This window comes from Arthrobacter sp. 01L42 (assembly GCF_056400005.1).
Window position 1 is genome coordinate 121,873 of sequence record NZ_JBFTSL010000003.1, and the last position, 22,577, is coordinate 144,449.

Consider the following 22,577-nt stretch of genomic DNA (forward strand, 5'->3'; position numbering starts at 1 on the left):
CTAAACGAACGGGGAGTCAGCCCATTTTAGAGTCCGAATCTGAGAAAACGCCGATGGCCCTCTCTTGGGAGCGGCGGGAACGGCCAACGGTCAAAATAGCGGCCTAAGAACAGCGCGTCTCAGAAGCCCAGTTTGACGAGCTGCTTCGGGTCGCGCTGCCAGTCCTTAGCGACCTTGACGTGCAGGTCAAGGTAGATCCGGGCACCGAGCAGCGCCTCGATCGCCTTGCGCGCGTTGGTGCCGACCTCGCGGAGCCGGGCGCCGCCCTTGCCGATGATGATGGCCTTCTGGGAAGGCCGCTCGACGTACAGGTTGACGCGGACGTCCAGGAACGGGCGGTCCTCGGGCCGGCCTTCCCGCGGAACGATCTCATCGACGACGACGGCCAGGGAGTGCGGCAATTCGTCGCGGACGCCTTCGAGGGCCGCTTCCCGGATGAGTTCGGCGATCATCACCGCTTCCGGCTCGTCCGTCAGGTGACCGTCCGGATACAGCGGCGGCGACGCCGGCATGTGACCGATCAGGACGTCGGCAAGGGTGTCGACCTGGAAACCGTCCGTGGCGGAGACCGGGACGATGTCCTTCCAGCCGTCCTCGCCAAGGACCTCGCGGCCCAGGGAGGCGACGGCGAGCAACTGCTCGGTGAGGGCCTGCCGGTCGACGGTGTCGGCCTTGGTCACGATCGCGATGATGGGCTTGTTGGGGATGGCGGCGAGCTGGGCGGCAATGAACTTGTCCCCCGGGCCGATTTTCTCGTTGGCCGGCAGGCAGAAGCCGATCGCGTCGACCTCGGCGAGGGTATCGGCGACCAGTTCGTTCAGCCGCTTCCCCAGCAGCGTGCGCGGGCGGTGCAGGCCCGGGGTGTCAACGAGGATCAACTGGGCGTCGTCCCGGTGCACGATGCCACGGATTGTGTGGCGCGTGGTCTGGGGCTTGGCCGAGGTGATCGCGACTTTTTGGCCGACCAGGGCGTTGGTGAGGGTGGACTTGCCCGCATTGGGCCGTCCGACCAGCACCGAGAAACCGGCGCGGTAGCCGCCGTAGGCTGCGTCGCCGTCGGACTTATTCTGCTTGCTCACGTGAGACTCCCTGTTGGATTGGTGCGGCCTCGTCGAGAAGGTCTTCAAGGTCAGTTTGTTCTTTTGCTACGGCGGCCGCAATGATGTGGCTGACGCGGTTCCGCCGGCCCTCCAGCCTGTCGGCGCGGAGGGACAGTCCGTGGACCTGGACGGTGCTGCCGACAATCGGCACCCGCCCGAGGGCCTTGGCCAGCAGGCCGCCCACGGTGTCTACTTCGTCGTCGTCGAGCTCGAGGTCGAAGAGTTCGCCGAGGTCATCGATGCTCATGCGGGCGCTGACCCGGTAGCTTCCGTCCCCCAGTGCCACGGCCTCGGCGCTTTCGGTGTCGTATTCGTCCACGATTTCGCCGACGATCTCCTCGATGAGGTCCTCGAGCGTGACCAGCCCCGCCGTTCCGCCATATTCGTCGATGACGATCGCAACGTGCGTGGATTCCTTCTGGAGTTCGCGGAGCAGGTCGCTGACGAGCTTCGAGTCCGGCACGTAGCGCACCTCGCGGGCCACCTCGTCCACCACCGGCGGTTCCTCGTGCGGGCCGAGGTTGTGGAGCGAGGCGGCGACGTCCTTCAGGTACACAATGCCCAGGATCTGGTCCGTGTTTTCGCCGATGACCGGAATCCGCGAGTACCCGGAGCGCAGGAACAGCGACATCGCCCGGTGCAGGCTGGATCCGGAGTCGATCGTGAGGATGTCGGTCCTGGGCACCATAACGGAGCGGACCAGGGTGTCCCCGAAGTCGAAGACCGACTGGATCAGCTCGGCCTCGTTGTCCTCGATCACGTCGGACTCGGTGGCCCGGTCCACGAGTTCGCGGAATTCTTCCTCGCTGAAGAACGCCTCGCTGTCGGCCGGCGCGCCGGGAGCTACGACGCTGCCGAGCCGCACCAGCCAGCCCGGAATCGGGCCGAGCACGGCGTAGAGGGACCGGACGAGCGGGGCGCTGAACCGGACCAGGGCGGCGGAGTGGACCCGGCCGAGCTGCCGCGGGGACACCCCCACGATCACGAAGCCGAGCAGCGCCATGATGCCGGTGGCCGCCAGCCCGGCCAGCCAGACGTTGTCCAGCATGCTGTAAAGGAGCACGGTCACGGCGACGGCGGCGGCCATCTCGAACCAGACCCGCCAGAACCGCAGGGCGCGCATGTGCCCCACGGGCTGGGCCAGGATGCGTTTGAGTGAGGTGCCTCTGCTGTTCAGGACCGCCTGCTCGGCGTCGTGCCGGGGCAGGAAGTTGAACGCGGACTCGGCAGCGGTCAGCACTGCGGCAAAGCTAAGGAACACCAGCGCCATGCCGGCAAGGATCAGTGGGGTCACTGAACCGTCTCGGACGGGGCCGCTTTGCCGGTGAAGGCGGTCAGGAGTTCGCGCTGCAGCCCGAACATCTCTTCCTTCTCTTCCGGCTCGGCGTGGTCATAACCCAGCAGGTGCAGGATGCCGTGCGTGGTCAGCAGCAGCATCTCGTCCTGGGTGGAGTGGCCGGCGTTGCGGGCCTGGACCTCGGCCACCTGGGGGCAGATGGCGATGTCGCCGAGCATGCCCTGCGGCGTCGGCTTGTCCGGCGTGCCCGGGGTCAGCTCGTCCATGGGGACGGAGAGGACGTCGGTGGAGCCTGGCTCGTCCATCAGTTCGAGGTGCAGCTTTTCCATGGCCGGTTCGTCCACGAGCAGGATGGACAGCTCCGCCTGCGGGTGGATGTAAAGGCTTTCGAAGATGAAACGCGACAGCGCCACGAGCCCGGCCTCGTCCACGACGACGCCGGATTCGTTGTTGACCTCAATGCTCATGCGTGTTCTCCCCGCGTTTCCCGGGCAACGGAGTGCTTGACCCGGTTCCTTTGGACTTCGTCCCAGATGCTGTAGGCGTTGACGATATCCCCCACCAGGCGGTGCCGGACGACGTCGGAGGCATCCAGGATCGAGAAGTTGACGTCCTCGATCCCCTGCAGGATCTCCTCGACAATCCTGAGCCCCGAGCGGGTGCCGAAGGGCAGGTCCACCTGGGTGATGTCACCGGTGACCACCATCTTGGAGCCGAAGCCCAGACGGGTCAGGAACATCTTCATCTGTTCCGGCGTGGTGTTCTGCGCCTCATCGAGGATGATGAAGGCATCGTTAAGCGTACGGCCCCGCATGTAGGCCAGCGGGGCGACCTCGATGGTGCCGGCGGCCATGAGGCGGGGAATGGATTCGGGGTCCATCATGTCGTGCAGGGCGTCGTACAGGGGCCGCAGATAGGGGTCGATCTTGTCGCTCAGGGTGCCCGGCAGGAAGCCGAGCCGCTCCCCCGCCTCGACAGCAGGACGGGTCAGGATGATGCGGCTGACTTCCTTCTGCTGCAGGGCCTGGACGGCCTTGGCCATTGCCAGGTAGGTCTTGCCGGTACCGGCCGGACCGATCCCGAAGATCACGGTGTTGGCGTCGATCGCGTCCACATAGTTCTTCTGGTTCAGCGTCTTGGGTCGGATGGTCTTCCCGCGGGTGGAGAGGATGTTGGTGGTCAGCACTTCCACGGGGTTCTGCAGCGACTGGCTGCGCAGCAGGGAGACGAGCTGCTGCAGCACGGCCGGGGTGATGACGGTGCCTCGGGCCACCAGCCCGCGCACCTCGTTGAGCAGCCGCATGATGCGCGGCACGTCGGCGGCAGGACCGCTGATCGCGAGCTCGTTGCCCCGGACGTGGAAATCGACGGCGGGGAACTGGTTTTCGATGAACCTTAAGGCTTCGTCATGGCTGCCCAGCGACTGGACCATCTGCTCTGAGTCGTCGAACAAGACCACCTCCGTCCGCAGCCCTGGTAGGGAGTGGGGAAATTCCCCTGCGGTGCGTTCTCGGGCGCTGAACCGGGCCTTGCCGTTCGCTGCTTCAGTCATGGTGTTGGCCCGCGGGCCTCTGGTCCCCTCCAGTATGAATATGGTCTGTCGCCGTGATCCGTGCCGACGGCGGTTCGCACCGCCCGCGGCCAGGGTCTACGGGTGCTTCCATCTTACGCCAGCGCGGCGCGGCCGACGCCGGAGGGCAGCCGGCGCCGGCTGTTACGGGTAGGCGTTTCCGAAGACGACCCACCCCTCCAGCCAGTGGGCGCCTGTTGCCGGGCACGGCTGTTCCGCTTTGCCGGGTTCCCGCTCCGGCTTCGGCTCCCGCTCCGGCTTCGGTTCCGCCTTCGGTTCCGACACGGTCAGGCCGCGCTCTCCAGCGCGCCGGCGCGGGACCCGACGCCGGCGTAGCGTCCCTTGTAGAAGAGCAGGGGCTCAGCGTCGGGGCGGGCGCCCAGGGCGCGGACGGCGCCGACGACGATCGTGTGGTCGCCGCCGTCGTACTCCTGGTGGAGTTCGCAATCCACCCAGGCCAGGGCGTTATCCAGGACGGGGTTGCCCAGCGGCGAGGGCGAATGGCCGACGCCGGCGAACTTGTCCGTCCCCGAGCGCGCGAACTGCCCCGCCAGATGCTGGTGCTCTGCGGCCAGGATGTTCACGGTAAACCGTCCCGCCGCACGCAGCAGCGGCCAGGTGCTCGATGTCCGTGCGGGGCTGAAAGTGACCAGGGCCGGCTCCAGGGACAGGGAGGCGAAGGACTGGCATGTGAAACCGGCCGGCCCGTGCTGGGTTGCTGCGGTGATCACCGTCAGGCCGGTGGCGAAGTGTCCGAGAATGTGGCGGAGTGCCTTCGGGCTGGGGTCAGAATGTTCCGTCATGGCGGGTCCTTTCGAGCGCTGGTAGCCCCAATCAACCACCGTAGACGCGGGTTCCCAAGCCCGGCCGCAACGCACAGTCGCGCAACGACACAACGCGTCACGGACCCGTTGCATGACGTAAGAATTCGGCACCGGGAGTTCCCCGGCCATGGCCGTTAGGCTCGGTTGATGGCAAACCAGGAAAATTTGATGGACGTCAGATCCGCGTACGACACAGTGGCCGAGACCTATTCAGCGGTTATCCCGGATACCAGTTTCGAGGCCCCGCTGGATATGGCCATGATGGACCACTTCATCGCCCACATGCGCGGCACGGCGGACCGGACGGTGATCGACGTCGGATGCGGTGCCGGACGAATGAGCAGTTATCTCGGCCAGGCGGGGCTGAACGTCAGCGGAGTCGACCTGTCGCCCGAAATGGTCCGGATCGCGCAACAACTGCATCCCGGGCTGTCGTTCGAGTTGGGAGAGCTGACGGACCTGCCCCAAGCGGACGCAGCTGCGGACGGCGTCCTCGCCTGGTATTCGATCATCCACTCTCCCCCGACGGCGCTGCCGGCGATCGCGCGCGAGTTCTGGAGGGCGCTCCGCCCTGGCGGTTCGGCGCTCGTCGCCTTCCACGCCGGCAGCGGCCACCGCACGATTGACCGTGCCTACGGACACGACGTCCAGCTCCGGGCGGAACTGCACGCACCCGAAGAGGTGGCGCTCCGGTTCACCGAACAAGGCTTTGTGATGCGCGCCCAGTTGGTGCGTTCACCGAGGGCCAAGGAAAAACATCCACAGGCCGCCATCCTCGTCGACAAACCCTTCGTGTCTTCAACACTTAGTCCCTCATAGCGGACGTTGGCGTGTTCGCAGGGTCGAACCAGCGGTGAACTGCTCTTCACGGGAGTAGTCGAGATAGTGCTTGAGGGACGGATCGCCGGTTCCCGGCATGGCTCCGGCCGCTGCCGCCTTCACCAGCCAGTCCACCTGATGCGGGATGGTCTGAGCGTATGTCCCAACAGGTTCATAGGCGAGGTCAAGGGAGGCCTTGGTGCTCAGTACCAGCGGAGGCCGGAAATCCCACGGATGGTCACCGAGGCCCGTGGGTGCGCTGTCATCCAGAAGCACCTCTTCCCAGTGGTGGCCCAGGTAGCGGGCAATTGCTGCGGCGATCTGCCGGGCATTCGGCGCATCTGGATCGGCGCTGTTGAGGATTCGTGCCGCGGGCACGGCGGCAACCCGTTCCACGAGGGCCGCCGTGTTCACCGCTGCCGTCGTGTGGTCCGCGCCCTGCCCAGCATGGGCCAGGAACACGGCCCGGCGCCGGTCGAGCACCCGTTTGACGAACATCCATTCCCGGGGCAGGGCCGCGCCCTCACCATGTACCTTGGACGCCCGGATCACCGTCACGGGATGGCCGCTGCCCAGGAGGGTGTTCTCTGCAGCCACCTTGTTGGCGCCATAGCCTTCCCGGGATTGGTAGTCCCCGGTTCCCGGCCGCATGGTCGGATTGTTCTCGAGGATCGGCGCATCAAAGCGGGGCGCTACCTCGGAATTGACGTGGTTGCCGGCGGCGTCAACGTACACAGCCTTGCTCGAGAGCATGACGGCAGAGGTCACCGCGGCCAGGTGCGGCAGGAGTTGCCGGGCGTCGGCCTCGGTGTAGCACACCGCGTCCACGAGGAGATCGGCACCACCGGCCATCACCCCGGCCAGTGCGGCGTCGTCACGACGTTCGGCGGCGATAAATCGGGCACCGGCGGCAGCCAGGTCAGCCGGCATCTTGGTCCGGTCCCGGCCCGTCACGTCCACGGCCCAGCCGGCACGGAACAGCCGCCACGCAATCGCGCGGCCGAGAACGCCAGTGCCTCCAAGGATCACAGCCCGTTTCATTTGTCCGACTCTAACGGACGGGTGCGTCAGGCGAAGGCGATGCCGGGACCAAGAAGCCTCGGGTATTTCCACTCCTTGGAGAGCGCGGGAACCGCGGCGGCCGTGCGGGGAAGCCGGACGACGAGCCGGTCACCGAGCGTGAGCATGACGTTGTCCGTCCCGCTGGATGACACCGGCTTCAGACGGAGCCCGGCCCACCCCGGAAACTGATCCGCGATCATGAGGCCGACCTGGTTTGTGTCGATGTCAGGCTCAGCGTCGTGCCGCTTCTTCGAGGTCGCCCTGCGGACCTTCAGTGGGAGGCGGGCGCCCCGCCAAAGTAGGGTACTTCCATGTTCATCATTCGCGAAGGGCGCCCAGACGATGTGCCCAGCCTTGCGACGCTAAGGGCCACGTGGGCGGCGGAACAGGACCCCGCGCCCATGGACGATCCCACCTTCGACGCCGTCTTCATGGAGTGGATGAATGCCAGTCCCCGAAAGTTCTTTGTGGCCGACTACGGCGGCGAACTCGTCGGGATGCTCAACCTGATGATTTTCGAGCGGATGCCCAAACCCGGAACGGAATCGTCCCGGTGGGTCTATCTGGGCAACGCCTACGTGCTCCCGGAGTTTCGGAACGCCGGAATCGGAGGCCGGCTCGTGGAGGCATCGATCCAGTTCGCGCAAGGCATCAAGGCCGTACGGATGGTGCTTTCCCCCTCCGATGCATCACGCGGCTTTTATGCACGGCTTGGTTTCGAACCGGCCGCGGAATTGAACATTCTCAGGTTTTGACCCACGGCCCGCCAGGCCGCTGCGCCGGCTCCGGCATGATGGACACATGGAATTGCAGACTGATCGTCTCCTGCTGCGCGAGTACACCCTGGATGATTTCGCTGCGGTACATTCATTCGCTTCCGACTTGAGGATCGCCGAATACGTGGACTGGGGACCGAATACAACCGGCGAAACGCTGGAATTCCTTAAAATGTGCTCGGCGGCGCAACGCGGTTCGAACCGGACGAACTTCACTCTTGCTGTCACTTTTCCCAGGGGCGAACCCTTTGGTTCTGTCGGACTCGGCATTGATCGTGGCCGGGGCGAGCTGGGGTACGTGATTGATGCTGACCACTGGGGGCACGGATATGCCACTGAGGCCGCAGCCGCCCTCCTCAGGTTCGGCCAGGAAACCCTCAGGCTGCGGGACATTACCGCAACCTGCAGACCTGAAAACACCGCTTCGGCAAAAGTGCTGGAAAAGATCGGAATGGTCCAGATCGGGTCGCGGAGGGCGGACAAACTCATTCGTGGACAGTGGCGTGATTCTCTCGTCTTTTCAGCGGTCGGCACCAGCTGATAACGCACGAACGGCGAGTGACCTCCGCCGGTGTTCAGCGTGGCCCCTGCCCGGCTAAATGTCGGAGCGGACCATCCGTATTTCAGGTAGTTCCTCCCACTCGGGTGAAAGCAACTTACGCGTCCCATCGGGCTGAAAACCGTTCTTGACGTAAAAGGCCTGAGCGCGCACGTTGGCCTCAAGGACCCACAGGTAGGCGGGTAAATCGCCGAGGGCGGCCTTCAACAGGGCGACACCGAGCCCAGTGCCATGGGTGCGCCTCAGAGTGTAAATGGAGTAAAGCTCAAGTTCGCCGGGCAGGTCATCGTCACGCCCCGTGCCTGCGTCGGCAAATCCAACTATTTCATTGCTCTCGTCCATGGCGATGATTCGCGGCTGGGCGCTGTCCAGATACGGCCGGCGTTTTTCCACGCGCAGCGGCATGCTGGCACGGCGCGCATCGAAGAACGCCGGGGACAAAAGGTGCCCGTAGCATTCCTCATGGGCCAGGGTGTGCATCCTAACCACGGCATCAGCGTCCTCGACCGCGGCCTGGCGGATCTGATATTCCATCGTCCCAGCCTAACTTTGACTTGAGGGCTTCCCAGGGTCATTTTGCAGCCGGCCGGCGGAACGCCGCACCGGGGAGGAAGCGACGCCGTCACCAGCCGCCGCGTGTCGGCGTATGTCCCTTTCGGGCATCGTCGGGCATTGCCATTTCGGCCCGCAGGCCCAGGAGCCGGATCGGACGGTCTGCTTCGATTCCGGCTGCGAGGTCCAACGCCTCCGCGAGGATTTCGTCCCGGTCGAATGTCTCGGGAAGCTTCCTCGCGTGGGTCTTGGTGACGAACGGCGCGTACCGGACCTTGAGGGTCAGCCCAACCACGGGCCGACCTTCGGCCACAACATCCTCCAGGACGCGCGCTGTCAGCTCCCTCACGGCGTCGTCGACCTGGGCGGGTTCGGTCAGGTCGCGCTGGAAGGTGGTCTCCCGGCTATGCCCGCGGGCAACCCACGGGGTATCGTCCACAACGCTGGCGCCGTCCCCGCGTCCGAGCTCCGCGTACCAAGGTCCCATCCTGGGGCCGAACTCCGGGACCAGGTCCCGGGGGTCGGACGCGGCTAGCTCGGCCACTGTGTTGATGCCGAGTTTGGCCAGCCTGCCCGACACCTTGGTTCCGACGCCCCAGAGCTCCTTGGTGGGCCGACTGCCCATGACGTCGAGCCAGTTCGCGGCAGTGAGACGGAAGACGCCGGCCGGCTTGCCGAAACCGGTGGCGACCTTGGCTCGTACCAGGGTGTCGCCGATGCCCACGCTGCAGTGAAGCTGCGTTCGCTCCAGGACAGCGGCCTGCACCTGCCGGGCGTAGGCTTCCGGATTCTCTGTCTCGGTGCCTACAAAAGCTTCATCCCACCCCAGCACCTGCACTGTGGCGCCGGGCTGCGCGCGCAGGGTAGCCATGACCGTTTCGGACGCCGCGAGGTAAGCCTCCTGATCGACGGGCAGGATCACAGCATCGGGCACTTTCCGGGCCGCAATGCGTAAGGGCATTCCGGAACCCACGCCGAATGCCCTCGCTTCGTAGGATGCCGTCGACACCACGGCGCGTTCCGTGGGGTCGCCCCGACCGCCGACAATGATCGGCTTGCCAGCAAGCTCCGGCCGCCGGAGCACTTCAACCGCCGCGATGAACTGGTCGAGATCGACGTGCAGCACCCATGGGATTCCGCTCACGCCACCAGTGTGCCCTAAACATCCCTTGCAAGCATCGGCCCTCCACCAAGCCTGGCCGGACTCGCCGTCGTCGACGCGCCCTCCCGTGACGAAGCATTGGAGCGGGCCGCCAAGATCGCCGCCGCTTGCCGCTGTGCGCGGGAGGTCCGCGGGTTCGTGCCTGACCCCACGGGATAATTTGTGTGCTGGATGCCCCCGTGATCGACTGATGCGATGACCCACCGCATTGCCGTCGGCGTACTCTTCGGGCCACGAGGCGTTCTGATGTACCGCCGGGTCCCGACATCGAAATGGTACCCGGGTATGTGGGACTTCCCGGGCGGCCACATCGAGGACGGCGAATCAGCCGGCGAGGCGCTGGCCAGGGAGCTCCTCGAAGAAATCGCAGTCAACGTCGTCCCGCCTACGAACGCTCCCACGTTTAGGGTCCAGGACAACGAGGGCTCACCTGAGGGGTTGGCGCTCTCGGGGTGGGTCCTGGAAATGTGGACCGGCGATCCTGCCAACTTGGCCAGGGATGAGCACTCCGAAATACGCTGGTTCAGCCCTAACGATGCCCTCGGACTGGACCTCGCGCACGCCCATTACACCGAAGTACTTCAACACCTTTGAAGTTTAAGAAACGGCGGCGCCTGAAGAGGACAGACTTACACGCATTCTGATAAAGGCCGGCCCGCGGATGGGTTCTGATAGGTGTCGGCCTTCGGAGCACCTTGGCATATGGAACCAGACCGTCCGGCTCGAGGAAACGCGTGCCGGGTGCGCATCGGGGGTATAGTCGGCGCATGCAACTTTCGCGTCGATTTATATGCCCCCGGCCGGTCCCCGGCCGCGAGGGCTCTGAGGCGCGCGCCTAGGTCCTGGCGCCGGGTTTGAGTCGGGGGAAGTCAACCCACCACTCGAAATCCGAAAACAAGGACCGGCAATGCCCTCATATCTCAGTCCCTCCGAGCTCCACGACGCTTTGACCATCCGCGATCTTTCAGATCCGGACGGCGGGCCCCATGCAATGCAGCCGCTGTTGCAGGGCATCCTCGACGCGCTCAGCCGCGAATGGAGAGTGCCACAACGAATCGTCCGCCACAGCCCGCTGGTGAGCGTGGCCGACAATTACGACCGCTTGGGGTTCAAGGAATCAGATGTGACGCGGGATCAAAGGTATTCCCGCTATCTAAGCCCGACGGTCATGCTCCGAAGCCACACGTCGGCTTCCATCCCGCAGCTGCTGCGTGCACTGCACGCGGACCAATCCATGGACGAGCTCTGGGCGGTCCCAGGTCTGGTCTACCGGCGCGATTGCATCGACCGCACCCATGTGGGAACTCCCCACCAGGTCGACCTATGGCGCGTCAGCTCACGGGGGCAACTCGACGCCGGCAACCTGCAGGAAATGGTCGGATCGCTGGTGCAGGCGGTGCTTCCAGGAGCACCCTGGCGCGCAGTTCCGGCAGATCACCCCTACACCGAAGAAGGCTTGCAGGTCGATGTCCTCGCGGACGGGGAGTGGCTCGAACTCGCCGAGTGCGGGCTCATCGCGCCGCATCTGTTCTCCGGGGCCGGCCTGGATCCCACCAAGTGGTCGGGACTGGCTCTGGGCATGGGATTGGACCGCGCCCTCATGCTCCGCAAGGGCATCCCCGACATCAGGCTGCTTCGGTCCACAGACCAGAAGATGGACCAGCAGATGCTGGACCTGTCCCGGTGGAATCCAGTTTCCCAGATGCCCTCCATCCGCCGGGACATCTCCATCGTCATTCCCGCTGACCTGGATACCGAAGTGCTTGGAGACCGGGTGCGAACAGCGTTGGGCGCAAAGGCCGACGATCTGGAAAGTGTCGAACTCCTGGCCCTGACGCCCTGCGCTGACCTCCCCGCAGCGGCGAGGAAACGACTCCGCCTCAGCGATGGGCAGGCCAATGCACTGATACGCCTGGTGCTGCGTCCCCTCGCCCGGACCATGACAGACCCGGAGGCGAATCGGATCCGGGACGACGTCTACCTGGCCCTGCACGAGGGGCCCGTCAAGGAACTCATCGCAGGATAGTGCCTGCCGTGCCAGTTCACCATCGGGCTGCTGGCACGGCAGGCATGGAGACGCGGCCGGACCATGTCAGTGCCAGGAACCACAAGCGGACGCCATTAGGTATCAACTTTGTATCGGCCTCATATCGTTCCCGTTGCAGTTCCGGCGCCAAGGCCCAAACCCGGCTGCCGCGCCGCGCCCGTGTGCCATGCTGGAATCCGGCTGTCCCGGGATCGCCGGGCCGGTCTCCGGCCGGTGAGGGATGGGGCGGCCGTCGACGGCCGACGACGGCTACAAACGGATCATCACCGCGGAACGCGGGGCGTACGACGAAGGGACAGCGGCATCAGGAAGCGTGGAGTTCAGCAGCCATCGGCGGGGCGCGTCCGCCGCGTCGCGCTGGCGTTGGCGCTGCCTGCCGTGCTCGTCCTGTCCGGCTGCGTGGCGACGCCGCAGAGCGGCATCACGAATTCCAGCAGCCCATCAGAGCTCATTCCCGCCCCGGCGTCGGGCGCCCCCACCACGAGCGCACCGCTGGAGACTGCCCAGACGTCGAACAAGGCTCCGGTGTATTGGATCGGCCGTGGCAATGACAACGCGTTTCTCTACCGCGAGTTCCGCGACGTTCCGGATCAGGACAATCCCGTCACCCGCGCCCTGCGGGTCATGATGTCGCAGAAGCCACTGGACCCGGATTTTTTCACGCCCTGGCAAAATCCGAAGAAGCTGGCGACGTCGATTTCCGGCAAGAACGTCATCACGGTGGATGTCTCCGCTGATGCCTTCAACAGCAACGTGGATGCGGCCATGGCCGAGCGCGCCATCCAGCAGCTCGTCTACACGGCGACAGCTGCCGCGGCCAGCGCCGGCCTCATCGATGCCGGACAGCAGGTCCAGGTGGTTGTGCTGGTGGACGGTCACACCGACTACGTCGCCTTCAACCATGTCCGCCTGGGCGAGCCGACCTCCCGCAGCGCCGGGATGGTGGCACCAGTGTGGATCATTGATCCGCAGGAGGGCACGTCCGTGGCCGACGGTTCGGTCAAGATCAGCGGCCGCAGCACCGTCCAGGGCGGGAAGCTCCGCTGGGCGATCCTCAAGGTCGACGGCGACGGCGACAACGCCAAGACCGCGTATCTCAACGGCAGCGCCACCGCCTCCGCCGATGCAGCCCGGCCCGGGCTGTTCACCTTGTCCGTGAACCTCGGCCCGGGCAATTACGAGGTCCGGGTGTCCCAGGTGGACGCATCCGACAGCGCCAAGGAAGTATTCCAGGACACCCGCGGGTTCACGGTCAAGTAGCCGTCACCTCAACAAGGCATCACGTCACCTGCGGCGGCGGCTGCCGCAGGTCACCAGCGGCCGAGGATGTCACTGGCCAGCACAGTGGCGGCGGGCCCGGCCGTGGACGAACGCAGCACATGGTGCCCCAAAAGGGCCGTAACTGCGCCGGCGTCGCAAAGCCGGGTCACCTCCCGCGGGCTGATGCCGCCTTCCGGACCCACGATCAGCAGGACCTCACGGGATCCGGCATCATCTGCCACAACATCGCCGGGCCCGACACTTTCCAGCCAGGCCTCGAGTACCTGCCGCAGCGGGCGCACGGCGTCTTCGTGCAGGATGACGGCGAGGTCTGCCGCCGTTACGGCCGCCTGCAACCCGGCGCCGTCGACGGCGGCCCGGACCTCGGGAATCCATGCCCGGCGCGCCTGTTTGGCGGCTGCCGTCACCACCGACTGCCACTTGGCATGCGCCTTCGCGGCCCGCTCAGCCTTCCACCGCACAATGGACCGCTCGGCCTGCCAGGGAATGACGGCGTCGATGCCCAACTCGGTCGCGGTCTCGGCCGCCAGTTCATCGCGGTCGCCCTTCGCCAGGGCCTGGACCAGGACCAGCCGTGTTCCTGGCCGTGGTTCCTCAGCCAGGTCCACGCATTCGACGCTCAGCTCCCCGGCAGCGACGGCTGTCACGGTGCCGGTCAGGCGCTTGCCTGCGCCGTCCGCGATGTCGACGGCTTCGCCGACGCCGATCCGTTTGACGGTGACGGCGTGGCGGGCCTCGGTTCCCTCGAGGACGAAGGCCGAGCCGGGGACCTGCTGGTCCAGGGTGCCTGGGGCGGTGAAGAAGACCGGGTTACTCACCGCTACAGGTTACCGAGCCGGTCCCGCAGTTTGGCGAAGACGCCGCCGCTGGCCGCAAGCTTTCCTTCCGTGAGGTGCTCGCCACGGTGCTTGGCCAGCTGGCGGAGAAGTTCCTCCTGGACGTGATCGAGCTTGACCGGTGTTTCCACCTGCAGGTGCACCTTCAGATCGCCGCGGCCGTGGCCGCGCAGGTGCGTGACGCCAAGACCGCGAAGGGTGATGATCTCGCCGGACTGGGTGCCGGCCTTGACGTCGATCTCCTGCTGTCCGTCGAAGGTGTCGAGGGATATTTCGGTGCCGAGGGCGGCCGCCGTCATGGGAATGTTGAGGCTCGCGTGCAGGTCATCGCCCTCGCGCACGTAAGTGGCGTCGTTGTTGACCCTGATCTCCACGTACAGGTCCCCGGCGGGGCCGCCGGCAGGGCCGGCCTCGCCCTGGCCGGACAGCTGGATGCGGGTGCCGGTGGCCACGCCGGCCGGGACCTTGACGGTCAGCGAGCGGCGGCTGCGGATCCGGCCCTGGCCGCTGCATTCGTTGCACGGGTCCTTGATGACGGTGCCGAAGCCCTCGCAAGACCCGCAGGGGGCGGACGTCATGACCTGGCCCAGGATGGACCGCACGGCGCGCTGGACCTGACCGCTGCCGCCACAGATGTCGCAGCGGACCGGGTGGGTGCCCTCCCGGCAGCAGGATCCCTCGCAGGTGGGGCAGATGACGGCCGTGTCGACCTCGAGCTTTTTGTTCACGCCGAACACCGCATCGCGGAGGTCGATCCGGACGCTGATCAGCGCGTCCTGGCCGCGGCGGACCCGGGACGCCGGGCCGCCCTGGCCGCCACCGGCGCCGAAGAAGGTCTCGAAGATGTCCTGGAAGGCGAAGCCCTGGCCCGAGTAGCTGCCGCCGCCGAACCCGTTGTCGGTGCCGTTCTCGTTGCCGGTGGTGTCATAGACCCGGCGCTTCTGCGGATCGGAGAGGACCTCGTAGGCGTGCGTGACGGCCTTGAACCTGTCCGAGGCGTCCTCCCCGGGGTTCACGTCCGGGTGCAGGGTCCGGGCCAGTTTCCGGTAGGCCTTCTTGATCTCCTCCCCCGATGCGTCGCGGGAGACTCCAAGAACGTCGTAGTGGCTGCTCAAAGTGTGTATCTCTTCCTTGTTGTACTGCCTGTGGGGCACTGCCTGTGGGGCAAGAAGTCGTTTTCGGTCCCGGGCCTGTCAGGGCCCCAGGATCCTCGAAAGGTAGCGGGCCACCGCTCGGACGGCGGCCATGGTGGTGGGATAGTCCATCCGGGTGGGCCCAAGCACTCCGACCTTGGCCGTGGCGTCCGGCCCGTAGGCGGTGGCCACGACCGAGGCCTCGGCGAGACCGTCGTAGGGGTTTTCCCGGCCGATGCTGACGGTCACGCCGCGCGGGTCTTCGGCCATTTCGCTGAGCAGGCGGAGCATGACCACCTGTTCCTCGAGGGCCTCCAGCACGGGGCCGATGCTGAGCGGGAAGTCCACATTGGAGCGGGCCAGGTTGGCGGTGCCGGCCATGACCATGCGCTCTTCACGGCTGCTCGTGGCCAGGGCCTCAAGACCGCGGGCCAGCGCCTGGGCTGCTCCGCGCCGCGCGGGCGGGCCACCGGCAACGACGGCGGGCAGCAGCTGCGGCATCAGGCTCAGCGGCGTACCGGAGAGGCTGGCCAGAAAACTGCTCCGCAATTCCGACAGCGCGTCGTCGGGAATGTCCTGCCCGACGTCGATCACGCGCTGCTCCACCTTGCCCGTGTCAGCGATCAGAACAGCCAGCACTTTCCTGGGCGCCAGCAGCACGAACTCAATGTGCCGCACCCGGGCGCGGCTGAGCAGCGGATACTGCACGACGGCGACCTGGTTGGTCAGGTGCGAGAGGAGCCTCACGGTCCGGTCAAGGATGTCGTCGAGGTCCTCGGATCCTTCCAGCAGCGCCTGGATGGCCCGGCGCTCGGCCTGGGACAACGGCTTCACCGCTGAGATCTGGTCGACGAACAACCGGTAGCCCTTGTCAGTGGGGATCCGGCCTGCACTCGTGTGCGGTGCCGTGATCAGGCCCTCGTCTTCCAGCGCCGCCATGTCATTTCGGATCGTGGCGCTCGAGACGCCGAGATGGTGCCGTTCAACGAGCGCTTTGGAACCAACGGGCTCACGCGAATGGACGTAGTCCTCCACGATGGCGCGCAGCACTTCGAGTTTGCGCGGTTCGCTCACGCTCCACCTCCAATCGACTGTCCCGCAGCCGGTGCCACCCCCGCGTCCGGTCCGGGTCCACCAGTGGTGCACGGACGGCCCGCCACAGGACAAGGGTTAGCACTCGACATGCCTAAGTGCTAACCAGTCTAATATGAGTCGCCGCGTTGTTAGCATTGGATTCGCTCCAGGCGTGGCCCGCGGGAACGCGATTCCCGTCACGCCGGCGCCGAGACCGTGGCAGATGCTGCCGTTGCCGCGCCGTCGCGGTCCGGTTCCGGCCCCCGGAGAGTTCCACCGACCGCCGTACATTCCGAGTGCAAAGTAAGCGTGAAGAGATGTCGTACCAGAACTGGGGACCCCAGGACCTGTCCGCCCCCGCCAAGACCCAGTTGCCGGAAGTCCCGGTGGAACGCGGGATGGTCCTCGAGGAGGTCCAGTCCGGCTGGGTGGGCGCCGTAACCCGGGTGGAGAAGTCCGGCGGCATGCACGTGGTGGCGCTGGAGGACCGGCGGGGCAAGTCGCGGTCCTTCCGCCTCGGCTTCGGCTTCCTCTTGGACGGCCAGCCCATCCGCCTGATGCCGCCGGCCCCGAAAAAGACGGCACCGGCCGCCGGTGCCGGCCGCACGGCGTCGGGCTCGGTGCGGGTGGCCGGGCAGCGCGCACAGGTGGCCAAGGCCAGCCGCATCTGGGTGGAAGGAAAGCACGACGCCGAGCTGGTGGAGAAGGTCTGGGGCGATGACCTCCGGGTGGAGGGCATCGTCGTCGAGCCCCTGCACGGCATTGACGACCTCGCGGCCGCCGTGGCGGACTTCCGCCCGGGCCCTGGCCGGCGCCTCGGCGTGCTCGTAGACCACTTGGTGGCCGACTCCAAGGAGTCGCGGATCGCCGACGCCGTCATGGCCTCACCGGGCGCCGCAGGCAACGTCCTGATTGTGGGGCACCCCTACGTGGACGTGTGGCAGGCCATCCGGCCCTCGGTCCTGGGGATCGAGCAGTGGCCCGTGATCCCCCGCGGCACGGACTGGAAGACCGGGATCCTGATGGCTTTCGGGTGGCCCCACTCCACGAAGGAGGACATCGGCCTCGGCTGGCAGAAACTCCTGGGGGCTGTCCGCAGCTACGCTGATCTGGAGGCGTCGCTGCTTGGCCGCGTGGAAGAGGTCATTGACTTCCTCACCGTGCCCTAGTCCGCCGCGGCGGCCGCCCCTGATCTCCATTTCCTTGCCCGAGCAAGTATTCTTGAAACGGCGGCCGCGCTTCCAGCGCGGTCCCGGCTATTTCAGGCACAACCCAGGCAGCAACGCATCACCGCAATCCGAAGGGCTACACCGTGGCAGATAACGCACGCGAACACACGGGCAATCAGGCTGGCCATGGCCAGCCCCCGTACCATGGCGTTCCGGCAAACGCGCTGCCGCTGACGGCCAGCGAGGACCGCCAGTGGGCCACGCTCGCGCACTTCGGCGGCATCCTGGGCTGCGTGCCGTCGCTGCTGATCTACCTCATCTTCAAGGACCGCGGCCCGTTCACGGCACAGGAATCCAAGGAAGCCCTCAATTTCACGCTGCCGCCGACCCTGGCCGCGGTGCTGGCCAATCTGCTGGTCTTCATCCCGGTGGTGGGCAACCTCTTCGCCGTGCTCGCCACGGTGATCTGGATCGCCGTGACGTGCTTCTCGGTGGCCGCAGGCATCCACGTCAACCGCGGCCAGCCGCACCGCTACGAGTTCAACCTGCGCTGGATCAAATAGCCGGCCCGGACCCAAGCAAGAGAGCCGGCCGCCGCCCGTCAGGGCAACGGCCGGCTCTCTTTTGTGCGGCAGGGTGTTGTGGCCGCTGATGCGGGCAGCCAAGTCGTGGAAGTTTTGCCGGCAGACTAGTCCGGCAGGATCCTGCGGACGACGGCGTCGGCCAGCAGCCGGCCCTTAAGGGTGAGAATGAGCCTGCCTTTGAAAGCCGCCGCGGGGTCCACGAGGCCGTCCGCGATCAGCCCCGCCACAGCGTGCCTGCCGGTGTCCCCCAGGCCGCCGAGGCTTGGGATGTCGAGCCCGGAATTGAGCCGGGCCTCGAGCATGACCCGTTCCACGTTACGGGTTTCAGAGTTCAGCGTTTCGCGTCCGGCGGCGGGTGAGGCGCCGGCGCCGAGGCGGTTGGCGTAGGCGGTGGGGTGCTTGACGTTCCACCAGCGGACGCCGCCCACGTGCGAGTGCGCCCCCGGCCCGATGCCCCACCAGTCGTCCCCGCGCCAGTAAGCGAGGTTGTGCCGGCAGGCCTGTTCGGGGGTGCGGGACCAGTTGCTGACCTCGTACCAGTTGAGCCCGGCGGCGGAAATCAGTTCGTCGGCGAGTTCGTATTTGGCGGCGTGGTCGTCGTCGTCGATTTCCGGCACTTCGCCACGGCGGATCTGCGCGGCAAGCTTGGTGCCGTCTTCAACGATCAGGGCATAGGCGCTGATGTGGTCGGGGGCGTAGGACAGTGCGGTCTCGAGCGAGTAGCGCCAGTCAGCCAAGGATTCCCCCGGCGTGCCGTAGATCAGGTCAAGGCTGACCGCGAGTCCCGCCTGCCGTGCCCACTGCACCACCTCGGGCACCCGGCTGGGCGTGTGGGTGCGGTCCAGGACCTTCAGGACGTGCGGCACGGCCGACTGCATGCCGAACGAAACGCGGGTGAACCCGGCGTCGGCCAGCAGCTGCAGGGATGCGGGCGTGACGGAATCGGGGTTCGCCTCGGTGGTCACCTCGGCGCCGGGCTGCAGTCCCCAAGCGTCGATCGCGGCGCTGAGTATGCGCGCCAGGTCCTCCGCCGGCAGCAGGGTGGGAGTGCCGCCGCCGAAGAAGACCGTACTGAGGGGGCGGTCGGGCAGGCCGCTGCCCTTCAGGGCCGCGGCGGCGAACTCCACTTCCGCGATCGCGGTGGAGGCGTAGGCGTCCTGGGAGGCCCCGCCGCCCAGCTCCGTGGCGGTGTAGGTGTTGAAATCGCAGTACCCGCAGCGGACCGCGCAGAACGGGATGTGCACGTACAGCCCGAATGCGCGCTGATCGGCGCCCACGCCCGCCTGGGCGGGCAGCAGCCCGTCCGCCGGCGCCGGGTCGCCGAGGGGAAGAACGCTAGGCACGGGCCCGGCCTGCCGATACTGCAGCAACAATCATTACCTGCACCGTTACTTCTTGGCCTTGTCCTTGGACTCGTCCGTTGTCAGCGCGGCGATGAAAGCCTCCTGCGGCACCTCGACGCGGCCCACCATCTTCATGCGCTTCTTGCCTTCCTTCTGCTTTTCCAGCAGCTTGCGCTTTCGGGTGATGTCACCGCCGTAGCACTTGGCAAGGACGTCCTTGCGGATGGCGCGGATGCTTTCGCGGGCGATGATCCTGGAGCCGATGGCGGCCTGGATGGGCACCTCGAACTGCTGGCGCGGGATGAGTTCGCGCAGCTTGCCGGTCATCATCACGCCGTAGGCGTAGGCCTTGTCGCGGTGGGTGATGGCGGAGAACGCATCAACCTGTTCGCCCTGGAGCATGATGTCCACCTTGACCAGGTCGGCCACCTGCTCGCCGTCGGCCTTCCAGTCCAGTGACCCGTAGCCGCGGGTCTTGGATTTGAGGATGTCGAAGAAATCGAAGACGATTTCGGCCAGCGGCAGGCGGTAGCGGATTTCCACCCGGTCCTCGGAGAGGTAGTCCATGCCGCCCATGACGCCGCGCCGGCTCTGGCACAGCTCCATGATGGCGCCGACAAACTCGTTCGGCGCAAGGATGGTGGCGGACACCATCGGCTCACGGACCTCAGCGATCTTGCCGGTGGGGTATTCGCTGGGGTTCGTGACGTGGACGACCTTCTTGTCCTCCAGCGTGACCTCGTATTCCACGTTGGGCGCGGTGGAAATGAGGTCCAGGTTGTATTCGCGTTCGAGCCGCTCGCGGGTGATTTCCAGGTGCAGCAGGCCCAGGAATCCCACCCGGAAGCCGAAGCCCAGCGCGGCGGACGTTTCGGGCTCGTACACCAGTGCGGCGTCGTTGAGCATCAGCTTCTCCAGCGCATCGCGGAGCACCGGATAGTCCGTGCCATCGAGCGGATACAGGCCGGAGAAGACCATCGGCTTGGCGTCAGCGTAGCCGGGGAGGGACTCCGTGGCAGGCTTGGCCAGGTTGGTGACGGTGTCGCCCACCTTGGACAGGCGGACGTCCTTCACACCGGTGATGAGGTAGCCGACCTCGCCGACGCCAAGGCCCTTGGAGGGGGTGGGTTCCGGGGAGCTCACACCAATCTCAAGGAGCTCGTGCGTGGCACGGGTGGACATCATCTGGATGCGTTCACGCGGGTGCAGCATGCCGTCGACGACGCGGACGTAGGTGACCACACCGCGGTAGGTGTCGTAGACCGAGTCGAAGATCATGGCCCGGGCGGGGGCGTTCGGGTCGCCCACCGGTGCCGGCAGGTCGCGGACGATCTTGTCCAGCAGGACCTCGACGCCCATGCCGGTCTTGCCGGAGACGCGGAGCACGTCGTCGGGGTCGCCGCCGATCAGGTTGGCGAGTTCCGCCGCGTATTTCTCGGGCTGGGCTGCCGGGAGGTCGATCTTGTTCAGGACCGGAATGATGGTGAGGTTGTTTTCCATCGCCAGGTAGAGGTTGGCGAGAGTCTGGGCCTCGATGCCCTGGGCCGCGTCCACCAGCAGGATCGCGCCTTCGCAGGCCGCGAGCGAGCGGGAGACCTCGTACGTGAAGTCGACGTGCCCGGGGGTGTCGATCATGTTCAGCGCGTAGCTGGTGCCGTCGAGTTCCCAGGGCATGCGGACGGCCTGGGATTTGATGGTGATGCCGCGTTCGCGCTCAATGTCCATGCGGTCCAGGTACTGGGCCTTCATGTCACGGGACTGGACAACACCGGTGAACTGGAGCATCCGGTCGGCCAGTGTGGATTTGCCGTGGTCAATGTGCGCAATGATGCAGAAGTTCCGGATGATGGCCGGATCTGTTGCGGCGGGCACCGGGGCGGTGCGGGCCATGGGAGACACGCAGGGTCCTTACTGTTGGCATTACGGTTGGCTTTTCCACGGCTCGGTGCGGATGCTCGTATGCCATCCTGCGACGTGGCGCATTTCTGTCCCTATAGTCTCCCACGTCCGGGCCAGTGGCAGTGCATCCCTGCGTTGCGTTGCGGACTCTCCTGGGTCCGGTGGACTCTCGGAGGGATTCCGCCCGCGGATCTGGCCTCGGCTCGGCTGCGGTTGGCCCCCGGATCTGGCTGCGTGCTGCGCCGTGCCTGGGTCCGCCCCTGCCTGGCCGCCAGCCGACTGCGGCCACCCTCTGCCCCACCTCTCCCCCGCTCTTTCCTTGCCCCGGTTCTCTGCAGGGGTTGCCGGTATGGTTTCCCCATGGCTTGGAACTTACGATCGATCAGCGGCGCGGTCCGCGATGCCCTGCGCTTCCTGGATAAACTTGGCGGGTCCGCACCGGGAACCACCCCTGGTCCTGCGGCAAAACCCGCCCGAAAGCCTGCGGCGAAGCGGCGTCCGGGCCAGGCGCGTCCCGGCACCCCGGCCCGCTCCACAGGGGGCACCCCCGCCGCCGGACTGACCGGGACATATCCCGGCGACTTCCAGGGCCGGGCCGCCGTCCGCTATGCCCCCGCACCCAACGGCCTGCCCGAGCCCGGCGAAATCGTCTGGACCTGGGTGCCCTACGAAGAGGACTACTCCCAGGGCAAGGACCGTCCGGTGCTGCTGGTGGGCACCAGCGGCCGGTATTTGTTGGGCCTGATGCTGACGAGCAAGGACCACGACGGCGACTCCCGCCGGTCGGATGACTATGTGGACATCGGCACGGGACCCTGGGACCGCCAGTGGCGGCCCAGCGAAGCGAAGCTGGACCGGGTTCTGCAGATCAACGCGAAGGACATCCGGCGCGAAGGAGCGATCCTGGACGCAGGCCGCTTCAACCACATCGCGGCCGCGCTGCGGCAGCGGCACGGCTGGAGCTGACCCGGCGGACACCGCGCGCGGCGGCGGATCGCCACCCGCACTCGTGCCTGCACGTTGATCTCTGCTATTATTTACAGCTGTGTGTCCGTGCAGGTCGACGGCCACAGATGGTTGGTCGCCATAGGTATCCCCACGCCGCTCAGTCAATGGCCAATCTGAAAGCCCTCTAGACCATTTTCCGCATTGAAAAAGAGAGTTCACACGTGGCTAATATCAAGTCCCAGAAGAAGCGCATCCTGACCAACGAAAAGGCTCGCCTGCGCAACAACGCAGTCAAGTCTGAGCTGAAGACGGCCATCCGCGCCGTCAACACCGCCGTTGAGTCCACCGACAAGGATGCTGCGGCTGTTGCACTGCTTTCTGCCAGCCGCAAGCTGGACAAGGCCGTCAGCAAGGGTGTTCTCCACAAGAACAACGCTGCAAACCGCAAGTCGGCCATCTCCAAGAAGGTCAACGCGCTCTAAGGTTTCCAGTTCACTTGAACTGATGATTGTGGCCGGCACCCCCTGGGGTGCCGGCCACAT

Annotated in this window: 24 protein-coding genes; 10 read left to right on the forward strand and 14 right to left on the reverse strand. The window is 66.2% G+C overall.

What is annotated here, in order from left to right:
* Positions 1–119: 119 nt before the first annotated feature.
* From era to AC1DN2_RS03750, 5 genes are all read right to left on the reverse strand, one after another.
* The gene (gene era, locus AC1DN2_RS03730) at positions 120–1,079 is read right to left on the reverse strand and encodes a GTPase Era (protein WP_476849263.1); all 960 of its coding nucleotides are present in this window, start codon (positions 1,077–1,079) and stop codon (positions 120–122) included.
* Positions 1,063–2,394 (reverse strand): hemolysin family protein, encoded by a 1,332-nt coding sequence (locus AC1DN2_RS03735; RefSeq protein WP_223917363.1) that lies wholly within the window; start codon positions 2,392–2,394, stop codon positions 1,063–1,065. The genes era and AC1DN2_RS03735 overlap by 17 nt, the downstream gene beginning before the upstream one ends.
* Complete coding sequence (gene ybeY, locus AC1DN2_RS03740; RefSeq protein WP_028276709.1) at positions 2,391–2,864, reverse strand: rRNA maturation RNase YbeY; 474 nt, start codon at positions 2,862–2,864, stop codon at positions 2,391–2,393. The genes AC1DN2_RS03735 and ybeY overlap by 4 nt, the downstream gene beginning before the upstream one ends.
* Positions 2,861–3,949 carry a PhoH family protein gene (locus AC1DN2_RS03745; protein ID WP_028276708.1) on the reverse strand — a complete coding sequence of 363 codons (1,089 nt, stop codon included), beginning with the start codon at positions 3,947–3,949 and terminating at the stop codon, positions 2,861–2,863. The genes ybeY and AC1DN2_RS03745 overlap by 4 nt, the downstream gene beginning before the upstream one ends.
* 305 nt (positions 3,950–4,254) lie before the next feature.
* The gene (locus AC1DN2_RS03750) at positions 4,255–4,770 is read right to left on the reverse strand and encodes a flavin reductase family protein (RefSeq protein ID WP_476849264.1); all 516 of its coding nucleotides are present in this window, start codon (positions 4,768–4,770) and stop codon (positions 4,255–4,257) included.
* A gap of 168 nt (positions 4,771–4,938) precedes the next feature.
* Between AC1DN2_RS03750 and AC1DN2_RS03755 the strand changes: the two genes are divergently transcribed.
* Positions 4,939–5,610: a class I SAM-dependent DNA methyltransferase gene (locus AC1DN2_RS03755; protein ID WP_476849265.1), complete on the forward strand. Its 672-nt coding sequence runs from the start codon at positions 4,939–4,941 to the stop codon at positions 5,608–5,610.
* Here the strand turns inward: AC1DN2_RS03755 and AC1DN2_RS03760 are convergent.
* Together AC1DN2_RS03760 and AC1DN2_RS03765 are read right to left on the reverse strand one after the other, a co-directional pair.
* A complete protein-coding gene (locus tag AC1DN2_RS03760) occupies positions 5,605–6,651 on the reverse strand; it encodes an NAD-dependent epimerase/dehydratase family protein (RefSeq protein WP_476849266.1) in 1,047 nt (348 codons plus the stop codon). The genes AC1DN2_RS03755 and AC1DN2_RS03760 overlap by 6 nt on opposite strands.
* 26 nt (positions 6,652–6,677) lie before the next feature.
* Complete coding sequence (locus AC1DN2_RS03765; protein WP_476849267.1) at positions 6,678–6,872, reverse strand: hypothetical protein; 195 nt, start codon at positions 6,870–6,872, stop codon at positions 6,678–6,680.
* Positions 6,873–6,983: 111 nt separating this feature from the next.
* Between AC1DN2_RS03765 and AC1DN2_RS03770 the strand changes: the two genes are divergently transcribed.
* Positions 6,984–7,427, forward strand: coding sequence for a GNAT family N-acetyltransferase (locus AC1DN2_RS03770; protein WP_476849268.1), 444 nt, complete (start codon positions 6,984–6,986; stop codon positions 7,425–7,427).
* A gap of 46 nt (positions 7,428–7,473) precedes the next feature.
* On the forward strand, positions 7,474–7,989 hold the full coding sequence (locus AC1DN2_RS03775; RefSeq protein ID WP_476849269.1) for a GNAT family N-acetyltransferase: 516 nt from the start codon (positions 7,474–7,476) through the stop codon (positions 7,987–7,989).
* Between the two features lie 54 nt (positions 7,990–8,043).
* On the opposite strand, the gene AC1DN2_RS03780 is transcribed toward AC1DN2_RS03775, so the two are convergent.
* A complete protein-coding gene (locus AC1DN2_RS03780; RefSeq protein ID WP_230009229.1) occupies positions 8,044–8,541 on the reverse strand; it encodes a GNAT family N-acetyltransferase in 498 nt (165 codons plus the stop codon).
* A gap of 88 nt (positions 8,542–8,629) precedes the next feature.
* Complete coding sequence (locus AC1DN2_RS03785) at positions 8,630–9,703, reverse strand: DNA polymerase IV (protein ID WP_476849270.1); 1,074 nt, start codon at positions 9,701–9,703, stop codon at positions 8,630–8,632.
* Between the two features lie 213 nt (positions 9,704–9,916).
* Between AC1DN2_RS03785 and AC1DN2_RS03790 the strand changes: the two genes are divergently transcribed.
* The 3 genes from AC1DN2_RS03790 (at position 9,917) to AC1DN2_RS03800 (ending at position 13,028) form a co-directional block, all read left to right on the forward strand.
* On the forward strand, positions 9,917–10,315 hold the full coding sequence (locus tag AC1DN2_RS03790; RefSeq protein WP_476849271.1) for an NUDIX domain-containing protein: 399 nt from the start codon (positions 9,917–9,919) through the stop codon (positions 10,313–10,315).
* Between the two features lie 313 nt (positions 10,316–10,628).
* Positions 10,629–11,747, forward strand: a complete 1,119-nt coding sequence (srmL, locus tag AC1DN2_RS03795) for a PheS-related mystery ligase SrmL (RefSeq protein WP_476849272.1) — start codon at positions 10,629–10,631, stop codon at positions 11,745–11,747.
* Positions 11,748–12,146: 399 nt separating this feature from the next.
* Positions 12,147–13,028, forward strand: a complete 882-nt coding sequence (locus AC1DN2_RS03800; protein WP_253906772.1) for a GerMN domain-containing protein — start codon at positions 12,147–12,149, stop codon at positions 13,026–13,028.
* A 50-nt stretch (positions 13,029–13,078) separates the two neighbouring features.
* Here AC1DN2_RS03800 and AC1DN2_RS03805 read toward each other — a convergent pair whose 3' ends face one another.
* The 3 genes from AC1DN2_RS03805 to hrcA form a co-directional block, all read right to left on the reverse strand.
* The gene (locus tag AC1DN2_RS03805) at positions 13,079–13,867 is read right to left on the reverse strand and encodes a 16S rRNA (uracil(1498)-N(3))-methyltransferase (RefSeq protein WP_476849273.1); all 789 of its coding nucleotides are present in this window, start codon (positions 13,865–13,867) and stop codon (positions 13,079–13,081) included.
* A 2-nt stretch (positions 13,868–13,869) separates the two neighbouring features.
* On the reverse strand, positions 13,870–15,000 hold the full coding sequence (gene dnaJ, locus AC1DN2_RS03810) for a molecular chaperone DnaJ (protein ID WP_028276700.1): 1,131 nt from the start codon (positions 14,998–15,000) through the stop codon (positions 13,870–13,872).
* 78 nt (positions 15,001–15,078) lie between these two features.
* Positions 15,079–16,092 carry a heat-inducible transcriptional repressor HrcA gene (gene hrcA, locus AC1DN2_RS03815; RefSeq protein WP_476849274.1) on the reverse strand — a complete coding sequence of 338 codons (1,014 nt, stop codon included), beginning with the start codon at positions 16,090–16,092 and terminating at the stop codon, positions 15,079–15,081.
* A gap of 317 nt (positions 16,093–16,409) precedes the next feature.
* On the opposite strand from hrcA, the gene AC1DN2_RS03820 reads away from it, so the two are divergent.
* Both AC1DN2_RS03820 and AC1DN2_RS03825 read left to right on the forward strand, forming a co-directional pair.
* Complete coding sequence (locus AC1DN2_RS03820) at positions 16,410–17,261, forward strand: DUF3097 domain-containing protein (RefSeq protein ID WP_476849275.1); 852 nt, start codon at positions 16,410–16,412, stop codon at positions 17,259–17,261.
* A gap of 143 nt (positions 17,262–17,404) precedes the next feature.
* The gene (locus tag AC1DN2_RS03825) at positions 17,405–17,824 is read left to right on the forward strand and encodes a DUF4870 domain-containing protein (protein ID WP_026537291.1); all 420 of its coding nucleotides are present in this window, start codon (positions 17,405–17,407) and stop codon (positions 17,822–17,824) included.
* A 125-nt stretch (positions 17,825–17,949) separates the two neighbouring features.
* Here the strand turns inward: AC1DN2_RS03825 and hemW are convergent, their stop codons facing one another.
* Positions 17,950–19,188 (reverse strand): radical SAM family heme chaperone HemW, encoded by a 1,239-nt coding sequence (hemW, locus tag AC1DN2_RS03830; RefSeq protein WP_476849276.1) that lies wholly within the window; start codon positions 19,186–19,188, stop codon positions 17,950–17,952.
* Between the two features lie 45 nt (positions 19,189–19,233).
* Positions 19,234–21,087: a translation elongation factor 4 gene (gene lepA / locus AC1DN2_RS03835; protein WP_026266375.1), complete on the reverse strand. Its 1,854-nt coding sequence runs from the start codon at positions 21,085–21,087 to the stop codon at positions 19,234–19,236.
* A gap of 360 nt (positions 21,088–21,447) precedes the next feature.
* On the opposite strand from lepA, the gene AC1DN2_RS03840 reads away from it, so the two are divergent.
* Together AC1DN2_RS03840 and rpsT are read left to right on the forward strand one after the other, a co-directional pair.
* Positions 21,448–22,053: a type II toxin-antitoxin system PemK/MazF family toxin gene (locus tag AC1DN2_RS03840; RefSeq protein WP_476849277.1), complete on the forward strand. Its 606-nt coding sequence runs from the start codon at positions 21,448–21,450 to the stop codon at positions 22,051–22,053.
* Between the two features lie 203 nt (positions 22,054–22,256).
* Positions 22,257–22,517, forward strand: coding sequence for a 30S ribosomal protein S20 (rpsT, locus tag AC1DN2_RS03845; protein WP_018773112.1), 261 nt, complete (start codon positions 22,257–22,259; stop codon positions 22,515–22,517).
* Positions 22,518–22,577 lie beyond the last annotated feature (60 nt).